We start from the raw sequence: 24,208 nt of genomic DNA on the forward strand, positions 1-24,208 counted from the left end.
TTCCTACAGCCAAACTACAGGGAGCGGTCCATGGCTTCATACTCAAATACTGCGTATAAACAGGTTTCATGAACAAATGGGGCTGCCATTTCGTTAACTAATGGTTTTGCATTGCCGAACGATTGAAGCGGCTCATTGTTCTTCAGGACTAGATTAAAAACCGCTTCGCAGTGGAGGATGGTGAACGTTCGCTTTTGTTCAGAGCCCGGAATGTGACCAGGGGTCGCAAAGCGGACATTCAGAATGTATCAAGTTTATGAAAAATTATGGGATTCGAAGCAGCATAATTGAGTACTACAAGGCCAACCGCCCGCGATTCTCGTCTAGTAAGGGTGCTGACGAGTGATACCTACCCGCACAAAGATGACGCTCAGACCTGGCGCAACGACTGATCTCTGGATAGAACTCTGAAGCCCTCTGCTCAACCCAACAAGGATAGGTGCGTATTCCGGCGAACGTGAACACCCATACCGGTTGAACGTGAACACCATTTTTCTTAACGCATCACCCACCGGAGTTTTTACTCCGGGTGTTCACGTTCAGTCAATTTCCTGAAGTCGTTTTCTCATCGATTCCCCCTTCAGAGCCCAGCGATGGGCGTTGTGCATGAGCCGGTCCAGGATGGCGTCAGCCAGGGTGTTATCGCCGATGGCGGCATACCACTGATCCGTAGGCAGTTGGCTGATGATCATGGTTGAGTGCGTGCCGTGACGGTCATCCATGATCTCCATCAGATCGTTTCGGTGTGCCGGTTTTAGGGCTTCGAGTCCCCAGTCATCCAGGATCAGCAGCTTCACTTTGGCCAGCTGGTTCAGCGTCTTCTGGTAGGTGCCGTCAGCTTTGGCCTGAGTCAGTTCCAGCAGTAACCGGGAGATCCGGTAATACCGGGCACTGAGGCCGTTCAGGCAGGCCTGGTGCCCCAGTGCACAACCCAGGTAGGTTTTCCCGCTGCCGCAGGGGCCGGTGATCAACAGGTTCTGGCCACGCTCCAGCCAGTCGGTCTGAGCCAGCTGGGCCACCTGAGCTTTCTTCAGGTTGCGGGGGTGCTGGTAGTCGATGTCCTGGATCGAGGCACGGAGCTTCAAGCGGGCCTGGCGTACCAGGCGGTCCTGTTTCCGGTGCTCTCGGGTCTGGAACTCTCGGTCAAGCAGCAGTTCCAGGCGCTCCGCGAACGGCAGTTCGTCGTAGGTGCCCAGCTGGTTTTGTTGGTGTTCCAGGGCGGCAGCCATGCCGCCTAACTTCAGGTCTTTCAGTCGTGCCAGGGTCTGTGTTGTGCTCATGGGTGATCTCCTAGTGGAAGCTCTTCGGGCCACGGATATTCTCGTGGTGTTGAGGGAGTTCGGCGTTCAGGGACAACTGCTCCGGCAGCTTGTCCCGGTTGCTCCGGAGAATGGCCTTGATGTGCTTCAGCCGGTTCAGACCTTCCCGATTGGCGATGCGGCAGCCGGCATTCAGGCGTTGGCTGGGGTACTCCCGAGTCAGGTTGAGCAACCCGAGACAGACCCGGTAGGCCTGCTCCGGGTGTTCCCCCTCAGCCAGTCGATCACTGACCCAGATCAGCGTGTCTGGCCCGATGTCCCGGGCCCAGTTCTTGAGACGCCCCGGGGTCCACTGCTGCTGTTTTCGATGCCGGGCAAGCATATGACCGGCTTCGGTGGTGGTGCCCGGCCTGTGACGCCGTGGGTGACTTGCCACCTGGCGTTGCCGGAAGTGGACCTGCACCAGATGATCGCTGGCCTGGACTTCCACCTGCTCGCCCACGTACTGGTGCGGTACCGAGTAATGATGCTGGTCGAACTCGATGTGGTAATCGATATTGACCCGGCAACGCCGGATCTCGACGTACTCATAGGGCTGTTTCGGCAAGGGACGCAGGGCTGGCTGATCCAGTGTCTCGAACGCGGTTTGCCGGTTACCCGGGAGCCGCCGGAACGGGCGGCTGTTCAGCTCTTCAAGCAGTGACCGGATGCACTGGTTGGCTTCGGCGAGAGTGAAGAAGGTGTGGTGACGCAACCGGGCCAAGATCCAATTCTCCACGATTTGCACGCCGACCTCCGCCTTCGATTTGTCCTTGGGCTTGTAGGGCCTGGCCGGGAGGATGGCCACCTGATAGTGCTCGGCCAGTTGCTGGTAGCTGGGGTTTAGCTCTGGATCGTACCGACAGGCCTTGCTGACACCGCTGCGCAGGTTGTCCGGCACGACCATCTCCGGAATGCCACCGAAGAACTCAAAGGTACGCACGTGACTGGATAGCCAGTCTCGCAAACTCTGGCTCCAGGTGGCTTCAGCGTAGGTGTAGTTGGAGGCCCCAAGCACCGCCACGAACACCTGAGCGGTGCGTACCTCACCGGTCTGCGGGTTGATGATCGGCACGGTCGGGCCGCAGTAATCCACGAAGCACTTCTCCCCGGCCTTATGGGTCTGGCGCATGGAGCGCTTCTGCTGCTTCAGCCATTGCCGATAACGGTCACAGTACTGGGAGTAGCTGTAACAGCGATTGGGATACTGAGCTGTGTATTCCTCCCACAACAGCTGCTTGGTCATCCCTTTACGCTTGAGTTCCTGATGAACGGTGGCCCAGTCAGGCACCTGGTAGCGAGTCGATGTGGTGGGATCGGCACTGGGATAGAACAGGGCCGCAAGGCGGCCATCGTCCAAATCCTCGGGCAACGGCCAGTTGAGGTTCAGGGCATCGGCCCGGGCTAACAGCTTCTGGATGGCCCCGACACTGGTCTTGGTGCTGGCACTGATCTGCCGGATCGAGAGCCCGGCTTCCAGCCTTAGGCGAAGCACCTCTCTGATTTTACGCATTAGAATTCTCTTTGCTGGCACAACTCCGCTCCCCAGAAAAAGGAGTCAGAGTAGCAAACGGTCTAATAAACAATGCGTTAAGAAGGATTCCGGTTGAACGTGAACACCGTTTCCGGGAATGTGAACGCTGATTCCGGCATCGTGAACACCGATTCCGGAAAATCCGGAAAAGTGTTCACCTTCAATCGGAATGACTATTCACGTTGAACCAGAATCGGTGTTCACGTTCGTCCGGAATGGGTGTTCATGATGGGCCGTAATATGCAATAGGGGGATGCGTGTCTTACGGGCACTTTATCGTTACAAAATTAGTAATTTACGAACAAAATTGGCCCCACCTGTCGGTGGCCCGACAGGTCCACCCAGCTTGATGGAAACCTATCAGCCTCTTACAGACCTGACAACGACGCGCAGGAAATTAGCCGTCGATCACATCAATTGACACACAGACAAAAGCCTGACTACACTAAATCTTAATTCAGAATTCTATTCTGCACAGCAAAACAATAACCTCAAAAGAGCGCATACATGATGACAACAAAAAATATCATTTTAATTTCTCTTCTTGCCGGGAGCGCAACCACTGCGTGGGCTGCAGAGAATGTCGATCTGCCAGCCACCATCGGAATGACTGCCTATGGCACCAGCTCAGCAGGTTATAGCCAGATGGCTTCTATCGGCAATCTACTACGCAATGAGTACGGCGTATCACTGCGGATCCTGCCTGGCGAGAACGACGTTTCCCGGATGACACCACTTAAAACCGGGCGCGTACCGGTTTGTTCCTGTGGCATTGCCGCTTATTACGCCGCCGAAGGTGTACTGATGTTCTCCGAGGACAACTGGGGGCCGCAGCCGGTTCGGGTAATTACCACATCCATTGCCAGTTTTGGCCTGAGCATTGCTGTAGCCGGCGATATCGGCGTAGAAACCCCCTATGACCTCAAGGGCAAACGCATTTCCTACATTCGTGGTGACGATGCCCTGAACCTCGGCACCGAAGCCATGCTGGCCTTTGGCGACCTCACCTGGGATGACGTGGAGCGGGTAGACTTCCCGGGATACGGCCGTGCCTTTGACGGCATCGTCGCCAATCAAAGCGATACCGCATTTACCGTTTCTGTCGCCGGCGGCCCACAACAGCTTTCCGCCAGTCCGCGCGGTATATCCTGGCTGGAGCTTGATCCTGAAGACACCGAGGGCTGGGAGCGACTGCGCTCCGTAGCTCCCTATTTCCAACCGCACCTGGTTACTTCCGGCGCCGGCATCAGCAAGGATGAGCCGTGGATTGGTTCCAGCTACCCCTACCCCATCATCATCGCCAACGCCGATGCCGATAAAAAACTGGTGGACGGGCTGATTCGTGTCTTCACCGAGGATTACGACAAGTACAAGGACTCCGCACCGGGCAATGCAGGCTATGCGCTGGAGAACCAGAATCTCAACTGGGTCATCCCACTGCATGATGTGGTCGTCGACTACTACAAGGAAATCGGCCACTGGACGGAAGATATGCAACAACACCAGGACATGCTGGTACAGCGTCAGAATATCCTCCTGGACACCTGGGAGAGCTACACCAAGGCCAACCCGCCTGCCGACAAGGAAGCCTTCAAAAAGGGCTGGATGACGGCTCGGGCAGAAGCACTTCAAGCGGCGGGCATGAATCCGGTATTCCGGTAAAACCTGCTGTCCTGGTTGAAACCTGATTCCGGTGTAAAGACGAGGGGTCTGTTACACCGGAGTTCTTTCAGGAGTCTTACTGCATGTCTGAAACACACAACATTGAACCGTCGAAAGAAAACGTCAGCGGCATCCGGCGGCTTTCCGGCGGATGGCCATGGGTCCCCAGGGTTGCAACCCTTGTCCTGACACTGCTGACGATTGACTACCTGTTCAATTTGCAGCTGATCAATATTGTTACCAAAGTGGAAAGCCAGTTTTTCTATGTGGTGGTGGCACTTATGCTACCGCTGGTTTTTCTGCTTTGGCCAATGTCACGCCACGCTTCCCGGAACAAGGTTCCCTGGTACGACATCATCCTGTTCCTTGCCGCCTCGGTTATCTGCGGGTTCTTTGTCTACAACGCGGAAACTATTCTGGATTACGGCTGGGAATACGCGGCACCACAATACGCCGTAGTGTTCAGCTTCCTGTTCTGGGTTACCGTCATCGAAGCCATTCGTCGGGCCGGCGGCCTGCCGATTGCCATGATTGTCGGTGTCGCCAGCCTGTACCCGATATTTGCAGACAAGCTGCCGGGCCCCATCCAGGGATTTCCATCCGCCCCCGACCAGACCGCGATCTACATGGCCATGAGTCGAGAAGGCATCATGGGCGTGCCCTTACAAGCCTTTGCCAACATCGTGATCGGCTTCCTTCTGTTTGGCGTCGCCCTGCAGAAAACCGGCGGCGGTCGTTTCTTTATCAACCTGGCCTTCGCATTGCTGGGCCATGTTCGGGGCGGACCGGCAAAGGTTGCGGTTTTCTCCAGCGGCCTCATGGGATCCATGAGCGGCAGCGTAATCACCAATGTGATGACAACCGGAGTGATGTCAATTCCGGCAATGCGCCGAGTCGGCTTCAGCCGTTCCTACGCAGCCGGCGTAGAAGCCTGCGCTTCTACAGGCGGCGTTCTGATGCCACCGGTTATGGGTGCCACCGCGTTCATCATGGCCGCGTTCCTGAACATTCCCTACGGCACCATTGCACTGGCGGCAGTCGTGCCCTCCGTACTGTATTTCCTCGGCCTGTTTATCCAGATTGATGCCTATGCTGCGCGCAACAAACTTCAGGGCCTGCCGGCCAGCGAATTGCCGTCACTCAGGCAGACATTAAAGGAAGGCTGGTACTTCATCTTCGTGTTTGCCCTGCTGATCTGGATGCTGTTCTTCCTGCGACGAGAGGCCACGGCACCATTCTTTGCAACGGTTCTCTTGCTGGTGATCAACCAGGTACTGCCCTACCAGCGCTGGAAGTGGCAAGACGTGAAGGACTTCTTCGCAGAGTCAGGGAAGCTGTTTGCAGAGCTGATCGCGATCCTCACCGGTGTTGGCTTGCTGGTAGGTGCACTGTCGGTTACCGGGCTGTCAGGCACTATTGCCAATGACCTTATCTACCTTGCCGGTGGCAACACCCTGGTACTGCTTTTGATGGGAGCACTGACCAGCTTTGTGCTCGGCATCGGCATGACAGTTACAGCTGCCTATATTTTCCTGGCGGTTGCGCTCGCACCGGCCCTGATAAACGGCGGCGGCATGGATCCCCTGGCCGTTCACCTGTTCATCCTTTACTGGGGCATGCTCAGTTTCATCACCCCACCGGTTGCCCTGGGCGCCTTTGCCGCTGCAACGGTTGCCGGCTCCAATGCAATGAAAACCGGTGTGGAAGCCATGCGGCTGGGCAGCGTGATCTACTTTATCCCGTTCCTGTTTGTGCTTAATCCGGCGTTGATCTTCCAAGGCACCTGGAGCGAGATTCTCCTGGTGATTGTACAAGCACTGATCGGGGTAACGTTGATAGCATCGGCGATGCAAGGCTGGCTGATCGGGGTAGGCTCTCTGGCAGCAAGCAAGCTGTTGCAATGGCCAATCCGGCTGGGACTCATTGCCGGTGGCATGATCCTTGCCATCCCCGGTGGCGGACCGGTTCCGCTGACCAATCTGGAATTGTCTCTTATTAGTGCTGCGTTGATCATTCCTGCGGTCGTCGCCGCCGCACTGACGCACAAGAAATACGAAAGAAGGGAAAAGGCCCTGGCCTGAGACGGTCCTGCCCGGAGGGTGAGACACCCTCCGGGCAATTCAATTACAAAAAGCCGGAAAGTCTCTGGCGCACAATCCCTTCAGCCTCTTCCATGATTCTGCTGACCAGCTCATCGCATGAAGGGATATCATTAATCAACCCAACAACCATGCCACAACTCCAGGCAGCTTCATCCATCTTGCCTTCCTGCAGCACCAGCTTACCCTTTGCACCTGTGACAAGGTGGCGGATATCGTCAATGGTTTCCTGGTCACCCTTTTCACTCTCAATCCGGATGATTTCCCGCACGGCTGCGTTATCCATCACCCGCTCGGTGTTCTTCAGGTTACGCATGATCAGCCGGGTCTGTAGTTCATTGGCGTCCACAATTGCCTGTTTCACGTTCTCATGAACCGGCGCTTCTTTGGTGGCCAGAAAACGGGTGCCCATATTCATGCCTTCGGCACCCAATGCCATAGCCGCTACCAGGCTCCGGCCATCGGCCATCCCGCCAGATGCAATGAAAGGTATCTTCAGCTCTTCAGCCGCACGAGGCAGCAGGATGAAGTTTGGCACATCATCCTCACCGGGATGGCCGCCGCATTCAAAGCCGTCCACACTGACGGCATCACAACCGATTCGCTCGGCCTTCAAAGCGTGGCGAACAGATGTGCACTTGTGGATAACCTTGATACCCGCAGCCTTCAACTGCTCCATGTACTGCTCGGGGCTGCGGCCGGCGGTTTCAACCGCCTTGACACCGCTGCGGATGATGACGTCAATGTACTCGGGATAAGGCGGCGCGTTGAAGGACGGCAGGAAGGTCAGGTTTACGCCGAAGGGTTTATCCGTCATCTGCTGGCAGCGGGCGATTTCACTGGCGAGATGTTCAGGCGTAGGCTGGGTCAGGGCGGTAATCATGCCCAGACCACCGGCATTGGATACCGCCGATGCCAGTTCGGCAAAGCCTACATTGTGCATGCCACCCTGTACGATCGGGTGTTCGATTCCAAATAATTCCGTAATTCGTGTTTTCACGGCATCACTCTTTTGTTGTTGATAAACATTTCCGGCCCTTAAACGTGAAGGAGCCGCTGCTGCGGCTCCTTCGTTGTCTTGCGATTACAGCTGCAGCGAGCGAACTTCCAGAAACTCCTCAAGCCCCCACTTGCCGAACTCCCGTCCGATACCGGAATGGCCGAAGCCACCAAAGGGAGCCAGCGGGTTAAAGCCGCCACCGTTCACCGTCACCTGTCCGGTCCGGAGTTTTGCGGCAAAAGCCTTTGCCTTTTCCCGATCCGCCGACCAGACCGCTCCAGACAGCCCGTAGGCAGTGCCATTGGCGATACGCAAGGCTTCTGCCTCATCGTTGTAGGGAATCACGCACAGCACCGGGCCGAAAATCTCTTCCTGGGCGATTGTGCTGTTCGGGTCTACATTGCCAAACACGGTTGCCTGTACAAAGTAACCCTTGTCCAGGCCTTCCGGCGCGTCCGGGCCGCCGGCTACCAGGGTGGCGCCTTCCGCAACACCGAGCCGGATGTAATCCACTACCCGGTCCCGCTGCTGCGCGGAGGCCAAGGGGCCCAAACGGGTGGCTTCGTCCAGCGGGTTGCCCGGGGTCATTCTGGCCGCGGCTGCAGCCGCCAGCTTGCACGCCTCGTCATGGCGATCGGCGGGCACCAGCAGCCGGGTCAGGGCGGTGCAGGTTTGTCCGGAGTTGAGCAGGCAGTTGCTCACTGTGCCTTTTACTGCGGCTTCCAGGTCAGCGTCCGATAAAACAACCGATGCCGATTTGCCGCCCATTTCCAGCGCAATTCGCTTGAAGTCATCCGCAGCGGCATGGGCAATGGCATGACCGGTGCGGGTGGAGCCGGTGAATGACAGCATGCGCACATCCGGATGCCGGATCAGGGTTTCACCAACGGTTTGCCCGGCCCCGCATACCATGTTGAACACACCCGCCGGCAGGTCGGTTTCATCCAGAATGTCAGCGAGGATAAAGGCTGCCTGCGGCGCAATCTCAGAGGGCTTCAGCACAACAGTGCAGCCGGCAGCAATCGCGGGTACTACCTTCAGAATGATCTGATGCAGCGGGTAGTTCCAGGGCGTAATACAGCCCACCACACCGACCGGCGCATATTGCACTTCCGAGTTACCAGACTGCTCAACGAACGGAAACTCCGGCAACATATCGGTATAGGTCTTGGTTACAGTTGCCGGCAGGCCAGCCTGGATTGCCGTGGCAAGCTTCAGTGGCATGCCCACTTCCCGGCTGACCGCTTCCGCAATTTCCGGTGCCCTTTGCTTGAGTCCAGCATGCAGCTGGCCAAGCACGTTCACCCTTTGCTCTACAGAACTTTCAGACCAGACCTCAAATGCTGCATGCGCAGCGGCAATTGCCAGCTCCATCTGTCCCGGATCGGACATGGGCACCCGGGCAATCACGTCGCCGGTGGCCGCTTCATGCACATCCGCCATGTCGCCGTTCCAGTCGACCCAGCTACCATTGATGTAGTTCTTGTTCAGAATCTTCATGTTTTTCCCTCAGTCGAAGACAATCACGCCACGCGCGTTCTTGCCCGAGATCATATCGTCAAAGGCCTGAACAGCTTCATCTATGGAGTAAGTCTGGGTGATCAGCTCATCGAGTTTAAGTTTACCCGCACGGTACAAACCCAGAAGTCGCGGAAAATCGTGTTGCGGCCGGGCTGAACCCAGCCAGCTGCCCTTCAGGGTGCGCTCGTCGGCCGGCAGGGTGAGCGTAGTAATCGAGGTTTTGTCTTTCGGGTCAGCAACGCCCACCACGACGGCGGTACCACCGCGCCCGAGAGACTTATAGGCTTGCTCAACCACGGCACCGGCACCAACACACTCAAAGGCGTAATCCACGCCGCCGGTCAGTTTTCTGATGGCCTTGGCGGCATCATCCACTTCGTTGAGGTCAATCGTGTGGGTGGCACCGAATTCCCGCGCCATGGCGAGCTTTTTCGGGTTGTTGTCCACCGCCACAATCATTTCGGCACCGGCGGTTGCGCAGCCCTGAACGGCGTTCAGGCCAACACCGCCAATACCGAATACCGCAGCCCTGGAACCCGGCTCCAGCCCGGCAGTATTAAATACAGCACCCACACCGGTCATCACGGCACAGCCCACCAGCGCGGCATTCTGCAGCGGCACATCTTCGGCAACTTTCACGCAGTTATCCACGTGCAGGGTTGCGTACTCCGCCATCACGCCACAGGCGCCGAACACATTCAGTGGCTCGCCATGACTGTCGCGGGTTCGAACGGTTCCATCGGGCAGTGTGAACATCGCCTTGCGGGCGTTTTCGCACAGCACCGGATGGCCACGCACACACTGGCGGCACTTGCCGCACATTGAGATAAACGAACTAACAACGTGGTCGCCTTCACTGAAGCCTTCCACACCCTCGCCAACTTCAACCACCACACCGGCCGCCTCGTGGCCCAGTACCAATGGCGGTGGATACTGAATCTTTCCGGTGGTGGCTGAAAGGTCGCTGTGGCACACGCCGCAGGCGGCAACCTTGATAGTTATCTCGCCGCGCCTTGGCCCCTCCACAGTAATCTGTTCAATCTGTACAGGCTTACCCCACTCCCGGCAGACCACCGCCTTTGCTTGTCTGTCCATTACCCTGACTCCTGTTGTTTTTGTGTTGATTCAGAGTTGGCGAGGCCGGTCAGAATGCCTCGTCAAACATATCCAGTGCCGTTGAGTCCACCGATTGCAGCAACTCAGCCGTTGCTAGCACGCCCGGCAATTCATACCGGCAAAAATAATCACAGGCGCGTAACTTGCCCTGATAGAAGGACTCAGGCTGATCACCGGCCCCACTGACTCCAGCAAGGGCTTTCAGGGCCTGTCGCAGCCAGAGCCAGCCGACAATTACCTGCCCGAAGGCATCCAGGTACAGAGTGGCATTTGCCAGTGCTTTTTCCTTGTCACCGGAGGCCTTTACCTCATTGATCACCCGGGTAGCTTCAATCATTGCTGACAGGGACCGCTCAAGCAGGCCGGCATTAGAAGCCAGCCGTTCCTGCTTGCGGGCCTCGGCAATAGTGGCTTCAATCCTTCGCACCAGTTCGCGATAATACCGGCCATCGGCCATGGAAACCTTGCGGCCAAGCAGGTCCATGCCCTGAATACCATGGGTACCCTCGTGGATCGGGTTAAGTCGGTTATCCCGGTAGAACTGTTCCACCGGATATTCCCGGGTGTATCCGTAGCCACCATGCACCTGAATTGCCAGGCTGTTAGCTTCGAGACAATAACGGGAGGGCCAGGACTTGATCACCGGCGTGAGCAAGTCGAGCAGCCCGGCGGCAAGCTCGCGCTGCTCGCCAGTTTCCGCAAACTTCTTTTCGTCCACCAAGACCGCACCTTGCAGACAAAGCGCCAGCCCTCCTTCCACATAGGCCTTCTGGGCCAGCAGCATGCGCCGGATATCGGCATGGCGGATCAGAGGCACCTGGGGGCTCTCCGGATCCTTTTCTCCAACCGGACGCCCTTGCTGCCGCTCGCGGGCATACTCAAGCGCATGAAGATAGCCGGTGTAACCCAGCATCACCGAACCCAGACCAACGCCAATCCGGGCTTCGTTCATCATATGGAACATGGCAGCCAGGCCCTCGTGGGGCGCGCCAACCAGATACCCGACCGCCCCCGCTGCCTCACCAAAGTTCAACATGGTAGACGTCGTGCCACGGTATCCCATTTTGTGAATCAGGCCAGCCAGGGCGACATCGTTGCGCCCACCCAAAGAGCCATCTTCGTTAACCAGGACCTTCGGCACCAGAAACAGGGAAATTCCTTTTACGCCGGCCGGGGCCCCAGGTAAACGAGCGAGTACCATATGAATGATGTTCTCGCTCAGCTCGTGATCACCACCGGAGATGTAGATCTTGTTACCAAATAACCTATAACTGCCATCCGCCTGTGGCTCCGCGCGAGTGCGCAGATCTCCCAGAGAGGAACCTGCATGGGGCTCGGTCAGGCACATGGTGCCGAAAAAACGCCCCGCCAGCATCGGCTCGGCGTAGCGGCTTTTCTGCTCGTCGGAGCCATGGGCGAGAATCAGGTTAGCTGCCGCAATAGTCAGCCCGGCGTAGCCCTGAGTCCCTACGTTGGCTCCTTTGAGCATCCCCACACACATCTGGGCAACCGCACTGGGCAGCTGCATGCCACCGCGCTCGTAGTCCTGACTGGCCGCCATCAGACCAGTACTTTTCAGTACGTCCAGCGCCTTGTGAACTTCCGGGCGCATGTGCACACGGCCATTCTCGAAGGTCGGCTCTTCTTCATCCACCAAGCGAGCATGGGGTGCGAACTCCTCTGCGGCAACTTTCAGCGCCAGGTCCAGCGCCGCCTGCAGCGTTTCACGACTATGGTCCTGATAGCGCTCAAATCTGAGCACCTTCTCTACTTCATGAAGTTCATAAAGCTGGAAAGCCAGGTCCCGGGTACTGACGATTTTCTGCTGCATGACGGCGCTCTCCGTTTATACCACTTCGAACAGGCCGGCTGCGCCCTGACCGCCGCCAATGCACATGGTGACCACCACATATTTGGCACCCCGGCGCTTGCCTTCAATCAGGGCATGGCCGGTAAGGCGGGAACCGCTCACACCATAGGGGTGACCCACAGAAATAGAGCCGCCATTCACGTTGAGTTTTTCCATCGGAATACCCAGACGGTCGCGGCAGTAGACCACCTGGGATGCAAAGGCTTCGTTCAGCTCCCACAGGTCAATGTCGTCCATGGTCAGGCCGTTACGGGCAAGCAGGCGTGGAACAGCAAACACCGGGCCGATGCCCATCTCGTCCGGCTCACAGCCTGCAACAGCAAAGCCACGGAAAATGCCCATGGGCTCGATGTTATGCTTTTCGGCATAGGTGCTGTCCATGACCGTACACACAGAGGCGCCATCAGAAAGCTGGCTGGCGTTGCCCGCGGTAACAAACTGGCCCGGGCCACGTACCGCGTCCAGTGACGCCAACCCTTCCAATGTAGTATTCGGGCGGTTGCACTCGTCCCGGTCCAGGGTTACCTGTTTTTCGCTCACTTCACCGGTTTCTTTGTCTTTAACCAGCATAGTGGCGTCAAAAGGTACAATTTCGTCGTCAAACTTGCCGGACTGCTGGGCCGCGGCGGTGCGCTGCTGGGAAACCAGTGCGTACTCATCCTGCGCTTCACGGCTTACGTTGTAACGCTGGGCGACAATATCGGCCGTTTCGATCATCGACAGGTACAGTTCCGGCTTGTTCTTCATCAGCCATTCGTTAGTAGCACGGAAGCCATTAAGTTTGTCGTTCTGAACCAGGGAGATGGACTCTACGCCACCAGCCACGATGGCAGGTACCTTCTCCGAGATCACGCGCTGCGCAGCAATAGCAATGGATTGCAGGCCGGAGCTGCAGAACCGGTTAATTGACAGCCCGGCCGTGGTTACCGGGAGCCCGGCACGAATAGCCGCCAGGCGTGCCATGTTCTTGCCCTGACAACCTTCGTGAAAGGTTGCGCCCAGAATGACATCTTCAACGATGGCAGGGTCGATTCCTGCACGCTCAACGGCGTGCTGGATAACGTGCCCGGCCAGATCAACACTGTGCGTGTTGTTCAGGGCACCACGATAGGACTTGCCAAGGCCGGTACGCGCGGTCGAAACGATGACAGCATCAGACATAAGATGAACTCCTTATAATTATAGATCGCTGAACTTGCGGCCTTCCGCCACCAGCTTCTCGAGCAACGGTGCAGGCTTCCACTGCTCGCCACCCACTGTGTTGTTGTAGTTCTTCACTGCCGCCAGAATATTGTCCAGCCCAACCTGATCTGCCCAGAACATGGGGCCGCCACGATACGCGGGGAAACCATATCCGTAGATCCAGACCACATCGATGTCCAGTGACCGGTCGGCAATGCCTTCTTCCAGGATCTTGGCACCTTCGTTGACCATTACATACATGCAACGCTCAAGGATTTCCTGGTCGGTAACCTCCCGGGCTACGATCCCCTGTTCCGCGCGGAAGCTTTCAATCAGCTGTTCCACTTCCGGGTCGACAACCGGCGCGCGGCTACCTTCCTCATATTTGTATACGCCAGCCTGGGTTTTCTGCCCCAGACGATCCTGCTCAACCAGCTTGTCCATCCAACTGGCCGGCACATCTTCACCGGCGTTACGACGCTCTTCACGAATACGATAACCGACATCAATGCCGGCCAGGTCAGACATCGCAAACTGCCCCATCGGGAAGCCGAGGTCGGTCAGCACTTTGTCCACCTGCTGCGGCGAAGCACCTTCGTTTACAAGCGCCATGGCCTCGGCACCGCGTTTATGAAGCATCCGGTTACCAACGAAGCCGTGACAGTTACCGACCATGACGCCGACTTTGTTAATTTTCTTCGCTACGGCCATCACAGTGGCCTTCACCTCGTCAGACGTCTTGCTGCCACGAACATTTTCCAGCAGCTTCATTACGTTAGCCGGGCTAAAGAAGTGCATACCCACAACGTCTTCGGGACGATGGGTGGCCGAGGCAATTTCATCAATGTCGAGGGTCGAGGTGTTGGACGCCAGAATGGCGCCCGGCTTGCACACTTCATCCAGCTTGGCGAAGATTTCTTTCTTGATAGCCATATTCTCAAATACGGCTTCGATCACCAGATCCACATTACGGAAATCGTCATAGCTCAGGCTGGTTTTGATCAGCGCCATACGCTCTTCCACCTGCTCTGCAGTGAGCTTGCCTTTCTTGGCGGAGTTTTCGTAGTTACGGCGAATTACGGCAAGGCCTCGATCAAGCGCGTCCTGCTTGACCTCAACGATGGTGGCAGGAATGCCCACATTGGCGAAGTTCATGGCAATACCACCACCCATGGTGCCGGCACCGATAATACCCACACTCTTCACCTCACGTACCGGAGTATCCTTGGCCAGGCCTTTGACCTTGGAAACCTCGCGCTCGGCAAAGAACGAATGAATCAGGCCAGCACGCTGCGGCGATTCCATGCATTCCTTGAACAGTTCACGCTCACGCTTCAGGCCCTCGGCAAACGGCAGGGTGAAAGCGGCTTCTACGGCGTCGACACACTTGAAAGGAGAGAACAGGCCACGGGCTTTTTTGGCCAGACCAGCACGGAACTGGTCAAAGACATCGCTGCCCTTGTCAGCTTCAACCTTGTCGGCAATATCACGCACCCTGCGCACCGGAGCACCTTCAGCTGCCAGTTTCCGCGCATAGGCCAGCCCAACCTGGCGAATATCGTCACCGCCTTCAACAGCATCAACAATGCCCAGAGCCAGCGCGTCTCTGGCGCCTACGAAGTTGCCAGACCTAATCATTTCCAGTGCCTTCTGGGCACCCACAAGGCGAGGCAGGCGCTGGGTACCGCCAGCACCGGGCAACAGGCCAAGCTTTACCTCAGGTAAACCTACCTTGGCAGACGGCAGGGCGACCCGGTAATGACAACCCAGGGCCGTTTCCAGCCCGCCACCCAGGGCGGTTCCGTGTATAGCGGCGACAATGGGCTTGTCGCTGGATTCATAGGCATTGATCACATCGGGAAGACCCGGCTCCTGCAAAGGTTTGCCAAATTCACGGATGTCCGCGCCAGCAATGAACGTACGGCCTTCACATACCAGCAGGAGGATGTCTGCTTCTGCATCCTTCTGGCCCTGTTCCAGGGCGGCAACCAGACCGGCACGCACAGCATGGCTCAAGGCATTGACCGGCGGGTAGTTTACGGAAATGACACCAACATTCCCTTCACGGGTATAAGCAACAACCTCTGACATAATCTCCCCTCGCCTTTTATGAAATATGGTTTTATCTAGCGAAATCAATTAACGATTTAATACAAGTTTAGCCCTTATTTCAACCACCGTTTCGGTTCAGGCATAAAAAAACCGCAGACTTTCGTCTGCGGTTAGACTGCTGACGAACCCCGGTTTTTCCGGGGTTCGTTGCGTTTGGGCGCTTTAAATTTAGTTAGCCATGGAGTTAGCCCAATACTCCTGACCAGATTGCCAATACTTCAGCAAAGCCAGTTTCCGGGCCCATTTCCGGATTCGCCTCTGTAACCCAGGCATACCAAGGGATTTGAGCCATAAAAGACGCGCCAGGATCTGCGCAATCTTCTTCATATTCTGGGCTGCGGCGGCCAACAGGCATTGCTCACGCACCTTGGAGATCCCTCGCAAGCGAGCGTAGCGATGACCATGGAGTTGTTTGGCATCGGCAAATGACCGTTCCACCGTTTCTTGTCGTTGTTTGTAGAGCGCTTTACCCCACGGCGTTAATCGGTAACTGTCCGTTCGATCCTTACTGTCTTGCCAGACATGGCGGGTGAGCACTTTGACGTGGTTGGCGCTGCGGGTGCACTGATGCAGTAGCGGGCAGTCTTTGCACTGAGCGGGGTTGGATTTGTACTCCCGGTAGCCCAGGCGGTTGGTGGTGGCATAAATCAGTTGCCGGCCTTGCGGACAGCGATAGCTGTTGGTCTCGGGATCGTAAGTGAAGACCCGTTTAGGGAGATAGCCTTTGGGTTTATTCGGTCGCCGATAGCCCATGACCCCGTAGATACCCCGGTCTTCCAAGCCCTTGCAGATACCGGCGGTGTAGTAACCCGCATCCAGTCCGACGCCCCAGACGTCGAAGCCAAAGCGCTCACATTGTCGATCCAGTCGATCGAGATAGGGACGGCTGTCATGCAGATTGGCTGGCGTGGCGTAGCTGTCGGTGATGATGGCGTTGCGGCCATCGACAGTTCGGTGGTCCAGGTAGAAGAAGCCCTTGGGCTTGCCTTCCCGAACCATGTAACCACTGTCCGGATCGGTGCGGCTGATCTTGGTGTCTTTGGTCTTGGGTGTCTGCTCAGACAGCTTCGTTTTCAAGGGCTTTTTACCCTGAGCCTTGCGATCACCTTCGATGGCGTCTTCCAGGCTGTCCAGGTAGGCCGCCACCTTCTCCTCAGCCTGTTTCAGGTCGTACTTGTTCTTGTTGGCATTCGCCTTGAGATGCGTGCTGTCGGTATAAAGTACTTCGCCACCCACCAGGTCATAGCCCATCGCCTGAAGCACGATCTCATCGAAGATTTCCTGATAGATGCTGCTGTCCTGGAACCGCCGCCGGCGGTTCTGGCTCAGGGTGGAAGCGTCTGGAATCTTGTCAGTCAGGTTGAAGCGCAAGAACCAGCGATACGCCACGTTGACCTGTATCTCCCGCACCAACTGCCGCTCACTGCGAATGCCGAACAGATAGCCCAGAAACAGCATCTTGAACAGCACCACCGGATCGAGCGCCGGCCGACCATTGTTCGAGCAATACAAATGCCGAACCCGATCACGGATGAACTCAAAATCGATGTACTGATCAATCTTGCGAAGAAGGTGGTTGTCGGGGACCAGCGATTCGAGACTGACCATCTCGAGTTCGTGTTGTTGCGGGGACGGCTCTTTGAGCATGGGGCAGCCTCTGAAAAGTCGATACCCCAATTACAACAACCCCCCGCCGCGATGGCGAGGGTTTGTCAGCAGTCTGACCGCAGACTTTCGTCTGCGGTTTTTTTATGCCTTTCTGTCTGATCCGGCCGGCTACCGGCAGCCTGGCCTAGACACCGAGCGATTCAATATCCCGGGCTAACATAGCCAGCTGGTGAGCATAGGAGTCGCGCAACTTGTCGCCAGGCACCAGGTACGACGGCGCCGCACAGGTCAGAACCATCGTAGTGCCATCCTGCAGGTGGATAGGTACACCGGCGGAGTTAATGTTCCGATCCCAGTCTCCCAGCGACAGGCAGAAACCGTGCTCCCGGTAATCTTCCATGGCCTGGTCCAGGCCTTCTTTAATTTCCGGCCATTTTTCACCGTACTTCTTCGCCATGGCATCGTCGATCAGCTTGCGGGCCGGGTCGCTGATCGCGCAGTAATAGGCGCGCCCTGCAGAGGTTGTCGACATAGGCAGCTTCAGGCCAATATCCATCCGCAGGAGGGTTGCTTCAGGCGGCAGCCGGTTTTCTACATAAATCATGTGCAAGCGGTCGCGACAAGTCAGACCAACCGACATGTTGGTTTGCCGGGCGAACTCGTCCATGTAGGGCTTGGCCAGCTGACGCACCTTCAGGTTTGATACATAGGCGTAACCCAGAGCCAGCACGCCGGAACTAAGCTGATACTTTTCCAGCTGCTGGTTGTAGCCCAGATAACCCAGCTTGGTCAGCGTATAGGTCATGCGCGAAACGGTGGGCTTGGGAAGGCCGGTAATTCTGGCAATGTCCTGGTTGCCGAGAATGACAGACCCCTGACTGAACGCGCGCAGAACATCCAGCCCCCGGGACAATGCCTCCACAAACTTGCGATCCTTACCCGGCTGAACCGGCTCACCATCACCGGATGCCACTTGCAACTCCGGTGAGTTGTCCTGCTGTTTTTTTGCCATAACTTGCCTATTTCCTGAACTGCGTTGCCTGTCACGGATAGCCTGAAGAACCGTGGGCGTGAAAATTGGACATATTCTAGTCTATGAGAAACTCAAGAACCACAATCTGCCATCAAATTTCATGCCAGATTCGAAACACTGGCATTACCCGATGCCACGAAATAACCATGAAGGAAACCCGGGCAACCTTTACCATAGTATAGCGATACTTTATTCTGCAATGCGGAACAAAGTCATATGCACGACAACAAACACTACTCAGGAGCATGTATGAAGGTACTTTTTGTAGCGGGCGATCCCAAACCAGAGCGCTGGACCGTACCTATCAAACAACTGCTACCAGAAGCAGACATTTATGTCTGGGATCCGGACGGCCCGGCGATAAATGCAGACTACGCCATCGTATGGCAGCCACCGGCACAACTGTTCGAGCGTGAGACCCACCTGAAGGCCGTTTTCAACCTGGGCGCCGGTATCGACGGATTGCTGAAAGTGCCCAACCTGCCGGCAGACCTTACCGTGGTAAGACTGGAAGATGCCGGCATGTCAGTACAGATGGCCGAGCATGTACTGCACCAGATACTGGAAGTCAGCCGGCAGATGGAGCTGTACCGGGAGCAGCAACGCCAGCGCCTGTGGAAGATACACCGCCCCATCAGCCGGAAAGAGTGGCCCATCGGCATTATGGGGCTAGGGCACATCGGCAAGCGTGTGGCCAGCACACTGGCAAGCCTGGACTATACGGTAAACGGCTGGGCCAGGAGTGAGCACACGGTAGAAGGCGTGCGCACCTTCGCAGGCAACGGGCAACTCGGAGAGTTTCTGGGGACAACGCGAGTGTTGGTTAACACCCTGCCACTGACCAGCGAAACCGAAAACATCCTCAACTACGACCTGTTCAGCCAGCTCCAGCCGGGTGCGGTGCTGATCAACGTCGGCCGGGGGGAGCACCTCGTGGAAGAAGACCTGCTCAGAGCCCTGAATGAGGAGAAACTGCAGCGGGCCTCCCTGGATGTGTTCCGCAAGGAACCTTTGCCGGCTGGCCACCCGTTCTGGGAGCGAACCGACATCACAATCACGCCGCACATTTCGGCGCGAACTCTTCGGGATGCCACCCTGGAGCAGATCACCGGGAAAATCCGGGACCACGCCAGCGGGCGAGCCATCACAGGAATAGTCGACATAACCCGCGGCTACTAACCCGCAAGCCGATTCTGCCGGTCAGCCCGGGGCCGGCAGAATCACCGCAAACACCGCCAGCAATAACAGCAACAGCGGCACCACCAGCAAGACAAAAACACCGTTCCACTGAAAGGCCACTACGTTGCGGGAAACCTGACCAAACCGTGACAGCAACATCACCGACGGCCCGAACGGCGACACCATCATTGCCAGTGAGAAACCAATAACCAGGCCAATTGCCACCAGCATCGGGTCAGCGCCGCTAGCTACCAGTTGCGCAAGCATGCCGGACTGAACGCTGAGCACGGTAATCGGAATCACGCCCGCCATGGAAAACAATGGCATGATTAACAAGCCAGCAGCTGCAATCAGGTAACTGCCCCACCCGCTCACCACAAGCCCGTCAAACAGATCTGCAGGCACCACAGTGGCAATCGACACCCCCAGCATGGCCGACCCGGCAAAGATCGCCATCTCGTTGGACATTACTGCCAACTGGCCCACCCCCTCTGCCACCGTGGCCCCCGGAGAGCGCTCCTGCCACAACATATAGGCCAGGGTAACCGCTGGAACCGCCAGCATAGCCGCCACCGAAACTTTCACTCCCGCCAGCGCCACCAGCAACCCCATACAGGCAAACACCACCAGGACCAGTACGACTAACTTACCGGTTCCGGCGGGCCAGCCGTCCAGGGCAACCCGCTCACTGCTGATTTCCCTGAACCGCTGCCTTTCCAGCACCCAGCCAACCACAATCATCAGTAACGCTGCGACAAAACCAAAAGGCAAAAGCGAAGACCAGCTCAGCTGCGGCAGCTCCCGGGTCAGAATGGCGACCGCCACACTGGTTGGCGCCACCAACGGCACCAGCGCAAATCCCCGCAAGGCGCTGATCAGCACACTCCTGAGCCACTGCAGCCGCGCCGCGCCCTCAATGCCCCGCTCTTTGAGACTGTCCGCCAGGGTGCCGCATAAAAGGCTCATCATCCCGAAGCTGAGTACCGAGGCAATACCGCAGCTCACCGCCGCATACTTTGGGTATAAAAGGGATACCCGACCCCCGAGCAGCACATCGTGGATACGCCTGAGGACTTCAAAGCGGCGCACCAGGCACTGCATCATCCCCAGGCTGCCCAAAAACGCCGAATAGAACGCTGCATCCGACAACGCATCAAGGGCACCGTCCATTCCGAGACGGCCGGTCACAAACAAACCAGCACTAAACGTGAGGGAAAGCAGGAACAACGTCCTTGCATAGACCTGAAGGCGCATCGCGCCCAGAACAAACACCAGGATGAATACCAGCCCGGCAGAGGCGCTAAGGGCTTTGCTCTGCAGACAAATCGCGACAAGCTCCATGACCACGGCACAAGCCAGCAGCCAGCGAAGAGTTCCATTCATAAACCAGTCAGCCACCAATGATGAACAATTCTTGCAATTGAGATAGACCCAGATTAGTCTTTTCCAATATCATTTACAAAACTATATTCCGCAGTTCGGAATTACCTAACCATAATCGATACGGCAATTCTTATGAACGCATACATCTATGATGGCTTGAGAACACCATTTGGGCGGCATGCAGGCGCCCTGGCCAAGGTTCGCCCCGACGACCTGCTGGCCGAGGTCATTCGCGCACTCATTGAGCGCAACGCCTTTGCTCCGGATAATTATGAAGACGTGATTGCCGGCTGCACCAACCAGGCCGGTGAAGATGCCCGCAACCTGGCGCGGCACGCCGGACTGCTGGCAGGCTTGCCGGTTGAAACCGGTGGCCAGACCGTTAACAGGCTGTGCGGCTCAGGCCTTGCCGCCATCATCGATGCTGCCCGCGCTATCCGTTGTGGCGAAGGTGAGCTGTTTGTAGCCGGTGGTGCCGAGACCATGAGCCGCGCGCCGTTTGTGCTGGCCAAGTCCGAATCACCTTACAGTCGTGAATTCCGGGCCTTTGACAGCACCATTGGCGCGCGCTTCCCGAACCCACTGATCGAACGTCAGTTCGGTTCTGACACCATGCCTGAAACCGCAGACAACATTGCGCGCGAACTTAACCTGTGCCGACTGGAAGTGGATCGCTTTGCCGCGCAAAGTCAGGCCCGTTACGAGGCGGCCCGCCAGGAAGGCTTCTTCAAGGACGAGATCCTGCCCATTTCGGTGCCTCAGGGGCGCAAGCAACCGCCACTGACCGTGCAGGACGACGAGCATCCAAGGCCTACATCCAACCTCGAGGCGCTTTCCAATCTTCGCTCGCTGGCTGAAGATGGCGTGGTTACTGCCGGCAACGCCTCCGGCGTGAACGATGGCGCTGCCGCCCTGATTATCGGCTCCGAAGAAGCCGGCAAGCGGGCTGGCATCCAGCCCCGCGCACGTATCGTATCGGCTGCCATCGCCGGCGTTGCGCCCAATGTAATGGGCTACGGCCCGGTTCCGGCAAGCCAGAAAGCCCTTGCCCGAGCAGGCCTGACACTAAAAGACATGGATGTAATCGAGATCAACGAGGCGTTCGCCGCCCAGGTTCTCGGTTGCACCACCAAACTCGGAATCGATCCTTCCGATTCCAGACTCAACCCGAACGGCGGTGCCATCGCCGTGGGGCACCCTCTTGGCGCTTCCGGCGCCCGGATTGCCCTGACGGCGGTACGCCAACTCGAACGTACCGGTGGCCGTTACGCTCTGATCAGCATGTGCATTGGTGTAGGCCAGGGCATTGCTGCTGTAATTGAACGGGTTTCCAACTAACTTTTCAGGAGAACAACAATGGCTTCCGCACCTTGGGACGACCTGCTGAACTTTGAATCACAACTGGACGAAACCGAGCGTCAGGTACGCGACAGCATTCGCAGCTTCTGCGATAACCGTCTGATGCCCGGCATCGTCGAGGCAAACCGCCACGAAAAATTCGACCGCAGCATCTTCACCGAAATGGGTGAACTGGGCATGCTGGGTGCCACCCTGCCGGAAGAGTACGGCGGTCCCGGCCTGAACCACGTATGCTACGGCCTGATCGCACGGGAAGTTGAGCGGGTCGACTCCGCCTACCGCTCCGCGCTGAGCGTACAGTCTTCACTGGTGATGTACCCGATCTTCTCTTACGGCAAAGAAGAGCTGAAAAAGCGTATTCTGCCGAAACTGGCCTCTGGCGAGTTTGTTGGCTGCTTCGGCCTGACCGAACCCAACCACGGGTCTGACCCCGGCGGCATGGAAACCCGAGCCAAGAAAGTCGATGGCGGCTACCTGCTGAGCGGCTCCAAGACCTGGATCACAAACTCCCCGATTGCCGACGTTTGCGTGGTCTGGGCCAAGCTGGACGGCGTGGTAAACGGCTTTGTGATCGAGCGCGAAGGCGCCACGGGCCTGGAAACCCCGAAGATTGAGGGCAAGTTCTCGCTGCGCGCCTCCGACACCGGTTCTATCTTTATGGACGAAGTCTTCGTTCCTGAAGAAAACCGCCTGGAAGTTGAAGGCCTGAAAGGCCCGCTGAGCTGCCTGACCAAGGCTCGCTACGGCATCAGCTGGGGCGCCCTGGGTGCTGCGGAATTCTGCTGGCATGCAGCCCGCAACTACACCCTGGAGCGTAAGCAGTTTGGCAAGCCCCTGGCCGCCAACCAGCTGATCCAGAAGAAGCTGGTAGACATGCAGACTGAAATCACCCTTGGACTGCAATCTGTGCTGCAGCTGGGCCGCATGATGGATGCCGGCATTGCCACCCCGGATTCCGTTTCCCTTCTGAAGCGTAACAACTGTGGCAAGGCCCTGGACATCGCCCGCGTAGCCCGCGATATGCACGGCGGCAATGGTATCGCTGATGAATACCACGTTATCCGCCACGTTATGAACCTGGAAGCAGTTAACACCTACGAAGGCACCCACGACGTCCACGCCCTGATTCTGGGCCGTGGCCAGACTGGCATCCAGGCCTTCAGCTGATCCTTTCAGGAACAGTGTAAGCAAAGAACCCCTCCGCGGAGGGGTTTTTTAATGCCTGACATCCGGCAACGAGTTTCAGGCAGGCCCAAAAAAGCCCCGGTGTGCAGCGCACCCGGGGCAAGCGATGAAATACCTGATATTCGTTTTAACTCAACGGAAATCGCTGATCAGAATGACAGCTTGGCGGAAGCCATTACCTGCTCATACTGCTGGCTGCCGCTGCCTGCAATCTCGCCAAAGTCCCAGTAGGCATACTCAAGACCCAGAGTCAGGTTCTTATGAGCGGACCACAGCAGGTTAGCGTGGACTGAGGTGGAGGAGTCGAAATAGCTGAGCGTGCCCCCAGGAGAGAATTCCAGATCGTCCACAATCTCGGTATGGGAAACCGTCAGGTTACTTCTCCAGGTTGAATTCCAGAAGTGGCGGTAAGCAGCAGTGACCCCGTAGGTATTCAGCGGCTCAACCTTTCCGGCCGCCTGCTCGGCCCGGTCCACATCCGGGTAGGTGAACAGCCCCATGTAACGGCCAAGCGCTCCATAGCTGTACTGCAGACGCAGGTCATCACGGCCAAACGTAGGAATACGGGCACTCAGAGATACAGCACCGGCTGCCTTGGTGTCCTCCGCAGCATCATCTTCCAGATGGCGCAACAGGGCCGCAACAGAGTAGATACCGTAGTTGCCGCGAGTCTGATAGCGCGCTACGAGATCCGGATAGGACTGATCGCCATAGGATTCAGAGCCAAAACCATCTTCCGGGTTTTCGAGGGCGACCATCAACTTGCCACCCGGAGCGGACATGTTATAGCGGAGCATCGGCTGTCGGGTATAGATAAAGGCAGCCTGTTTACCTTGGTCCAGAATCTCTGGCAATGCAGCCAGATCGGTAAAGGTTGTGAAGGTCTGGCCAAAATCCCAACCATTCCAGGAGCCATACGCCTGCCGCATGCGCGGATTATAGCTGTTTCCTGAATCCGTGACTTCAACGAGCTGAACTCACGCCCAAAGCCTGCAATAACAAGGCTTGGAGCGATATAATAGCATCTGACATCCATTCACCCAGTCAGTGCTTTCGGCTCATGCGTA

Annotated in this window: 16 protein-coding genes and 1 pseudogene; 5 read left to right on the top strand and 12 right to left on the bottom strand. The window is 57.0% G+C overall.

The annotated features are described in order from the left end of the window. Positions 1 to 539: 539 nt before the first annotated feature. Both istB and istA read right to left on the bottom strand, forming a co-directional pair. Positions 540 to 1,280 (bottom strand): IS21-like element helper ATPase IstB, encoded by a 741-nt coding sequence (istB, locus tag QPL98_RS17150; protein ID WP_199453430.1) that lies wholly within the window; start codon positions 1,278 to 1,280, stop codon positions 540 to 542. Positions 1,281 to 1,290: 10 nt separating this feature from the next. Then, complete coding sequence (gene istA, locus QPL98_RS17155) at positions 1,291 to 2,832, bottom strand: IS21 family transposase (protein ID WP_199453432.1); 1,542 nt, start codon at positions 2,830 to 2,832, stop codon at positions 1,291 to 1,293. 507 nt (positions 2,833 to 3,339) lie between these two features. On the opposite strand from istA, the gene QPL98_RS17160 reads away from it, so the two are divergent. Beyond that, positions 3,340 to 4,494 carry a TAXI family TRAP transporter solute-binding subunit gene (locus tag QPL98_RS17160; RefSeq protein WP_058091199.1) on the top strand — a complete coding sequence of 385 codons (1,155 nt, stop codon included), beginning with the start codon at positions 3,340 to 3,342 and terminating at the stop codon, positions 4,492 to 4,494. Between the two features lie 83 nt (positions 4,495 to 4,577). Next, the gene (locus QPL98_RS17165; protein WP_199453434.1) at positions 4,578 to 6,575 is read left to right on the top strand and encodes a TRAP transporter permease; all 1,998 of its coding nucleotides are present in this window, start codon (positions 4,578 to 4,580) and stop codon (positions 6,573 to 6,575) included. A 43-nt stretch (positions 6,576 to 6,618) separates the two neighbouring features. On the opposite strand, the gene QPL98_RS17170 is transcribed toward QPL98_RS17165, so the two are convergent. The 8 genes from QPL98_RS17170 to QPL98_RS17205 all read right to left on the bottom strand — a co-directional run bounded on the left by QPL98_RS17170 (position 6,619) and on the right by QPL98_RS17205 (position 18,014). Further along, positions 6,619 to 7,593 (bottom strand): nitronate monooxygenase family protein, encoded by a 975-nt coding sequence (locus QPL98_RS17170; protein WP_199453436.1) that lies wholly within the window; start codon positions 7,591 to 7,593, stop codon positions 6,619 to 6,621. A gap of 84 nt (positions 7,594 to 7,677) precedes the next feature. Further along, positions 7,678 to 9,093 (bottom strand): aldehyde dehydrogenase family protein, encoded by a 1,416-nt coding sequence (locus tag QPL98_RS17175; RefSeq protein WP_199453438.1) that lies wholly within the window; start codon positions 9,091 to 9,093, stop codon positions 7,678 to 7,680. A 9-nt stretch (positions 9,094 to 9,102) separates the two neighbouring features. Further along, positions 9,103 to 10,209: a zinc-binding dehydrogenase gene (locus QPL98_RS17180; protein ID WP_199453440.1), complete on the bottom strand. Its 1,107-nt coding sequence runs from the start codon at positions 10,207 to 10,209 to the stop codon at positions 9,103 to 9,105. A gap of 49 nt (positions 10,210 to 10,258) precedes the next feature. Beyond that, positions 10,259 to 12,061, bottom strand: a complete 1,803-nt coding sequence (locus tag QPL98_RS17185) for an acyl-CoA dehydrogenase (RefSeq protein ID WP_199453442.1) — start codon at positions 12,059 to 12,061, stop codon at positions 10,259 to 10,261. Positions 12,062 to 12,076: 15 nt separating this feature from the next. Beyond that, positions 12,077 to 13,261, bottom strand: a complete 1,185-nt coding sequence (locus QPL98_RS17190) for an acetyl-CoA C-acyltransferase (RefSeq protein ID WP_199453444.1) — start codon at positions 13,259 to 13,261, stop codon at positions 12,077 to 12,079. Positions 13,262 to 13,279: 18 nt separating this feature from the next. Then, positions 13,280 to 15,373: a 3-hydroxyacyl-CoA dehydrogenase NAD-binding domain-containing protein gene (locus tag QPL98_RS17195; protein WP_303293667.1), complete on the bottom strand. Its 2,094-nt coding sequence runs from the start codon at positions 15,371 to 15,373 to the stop codon at positions 13,280 to 13,282. 189 nt (positions 15,374 to 15,562) lie between these two features. After that, complete coding sequence (locus tag QPL98_RS17200; protein ID WP_199453448.1) at positions 15,563 to 17,041, bottom strand: IS1182 family transposase; 1,479 nt, start codon at positions 17,039 to 17,041, stop codon at positions 15,563 to 15,565. Positions 17,042 to 17,186: 145 nt separating this feature from the next. Next, the gene (locus tag QPL98_RS17205; RefSeq protein ID WP_199453450.1) at positions 17,187 to 18,014 is read right to left on the bottom strand and encodes an IclR family transcriptional regulator; all 828 of its coding nucleotides are present in this window, start codon (positions 18,012 to 18,014) and stop codon (positions 17,187 to 17,189) included. Between the two features lie 270 nt (positions 18,015 to 18,284). Here QPL98_RS17205 and QPL98_RS17210 point away from each other — a divergent pair, with 270 nt between their 5' ends. Beyond that, entirely contained in the window at positions 18,285 to 19,214 is a 930-nt protein-coding gene (locus QPL98_RS17210; protein WP_199453452.1) for a glyoxylate/hydroxypyruvate reductase A, read from the top strand. 21 nt (positions 19,215 to 19,235) lie between these two features. On the opposite strand, the gene QPL98_RS17215 is transcribed toward QPL98_RS17210, so the two are convergent. Then, on the bottom strand, positions 19,236 to 20,597 hold the full coding sequence (locus QPL98_RS17215; RefSeq protein ID WP_199453454.1) for a hypothetical protein: 1,362 nt from the start codon (positions 20,595 to 20,597) through the stop codon (positions 19,236 to 19,238). Positions 20,598 to 20,729: 132 nt separating this feature from the next. On the opposite strand from QPL98_RS17215, the gene QPL98_RS17220 reads away from it, so the two are divergent. Then, positions 20,730 to 21,935, top strand: coding sequence for a 3-oxoadipyl-CoA thiolase (locus QPL98_RS17220; protein ID WP_199453456.1), 1,206 nt, complete (start codon positions 20,730 to 20,732; stop codon positions 21,933 to 21,935). Between the two features lie 18 nt (positions 21,936 to 21,953). Continuing rightward, complete coding sequence (locus QPL98_RS17225; protein WP_058342387.1) at positions 21,954 to 23,123, top strand: acyl-CoA dehydrogenase; 1,170 nt, start codon at positions 21,954 to 21,956, stop codon at positions 23,121 to 23,123. Positions 23,124 to 23,290: 167 nt separating this feature from the next. Here QPL98_RS17225 and QPL98_RS17230 read toward each other — a convergent pair. Then, a pseudogene (locus QPL98_RS17230) lies at positions 23,291 to 24,085 on the bottom strand (DcaP family trimeric outer membrane transporter); the annotation flags it as partial. Positions 24,086 to 24,208 lie beyond the last annotated feature (123 nt).

Origin of the sequence: Marinobacter sp. ST-43, from assembly GCF_030541085.1 — a bacterium.
GTDB classification, from domain to species: Bacteria; Pseudomonadota; Gammaproteobacteria; order Pseudomonadales; family Oleiphilaceae; genus Marinobacter; species Marinobacter nauticus.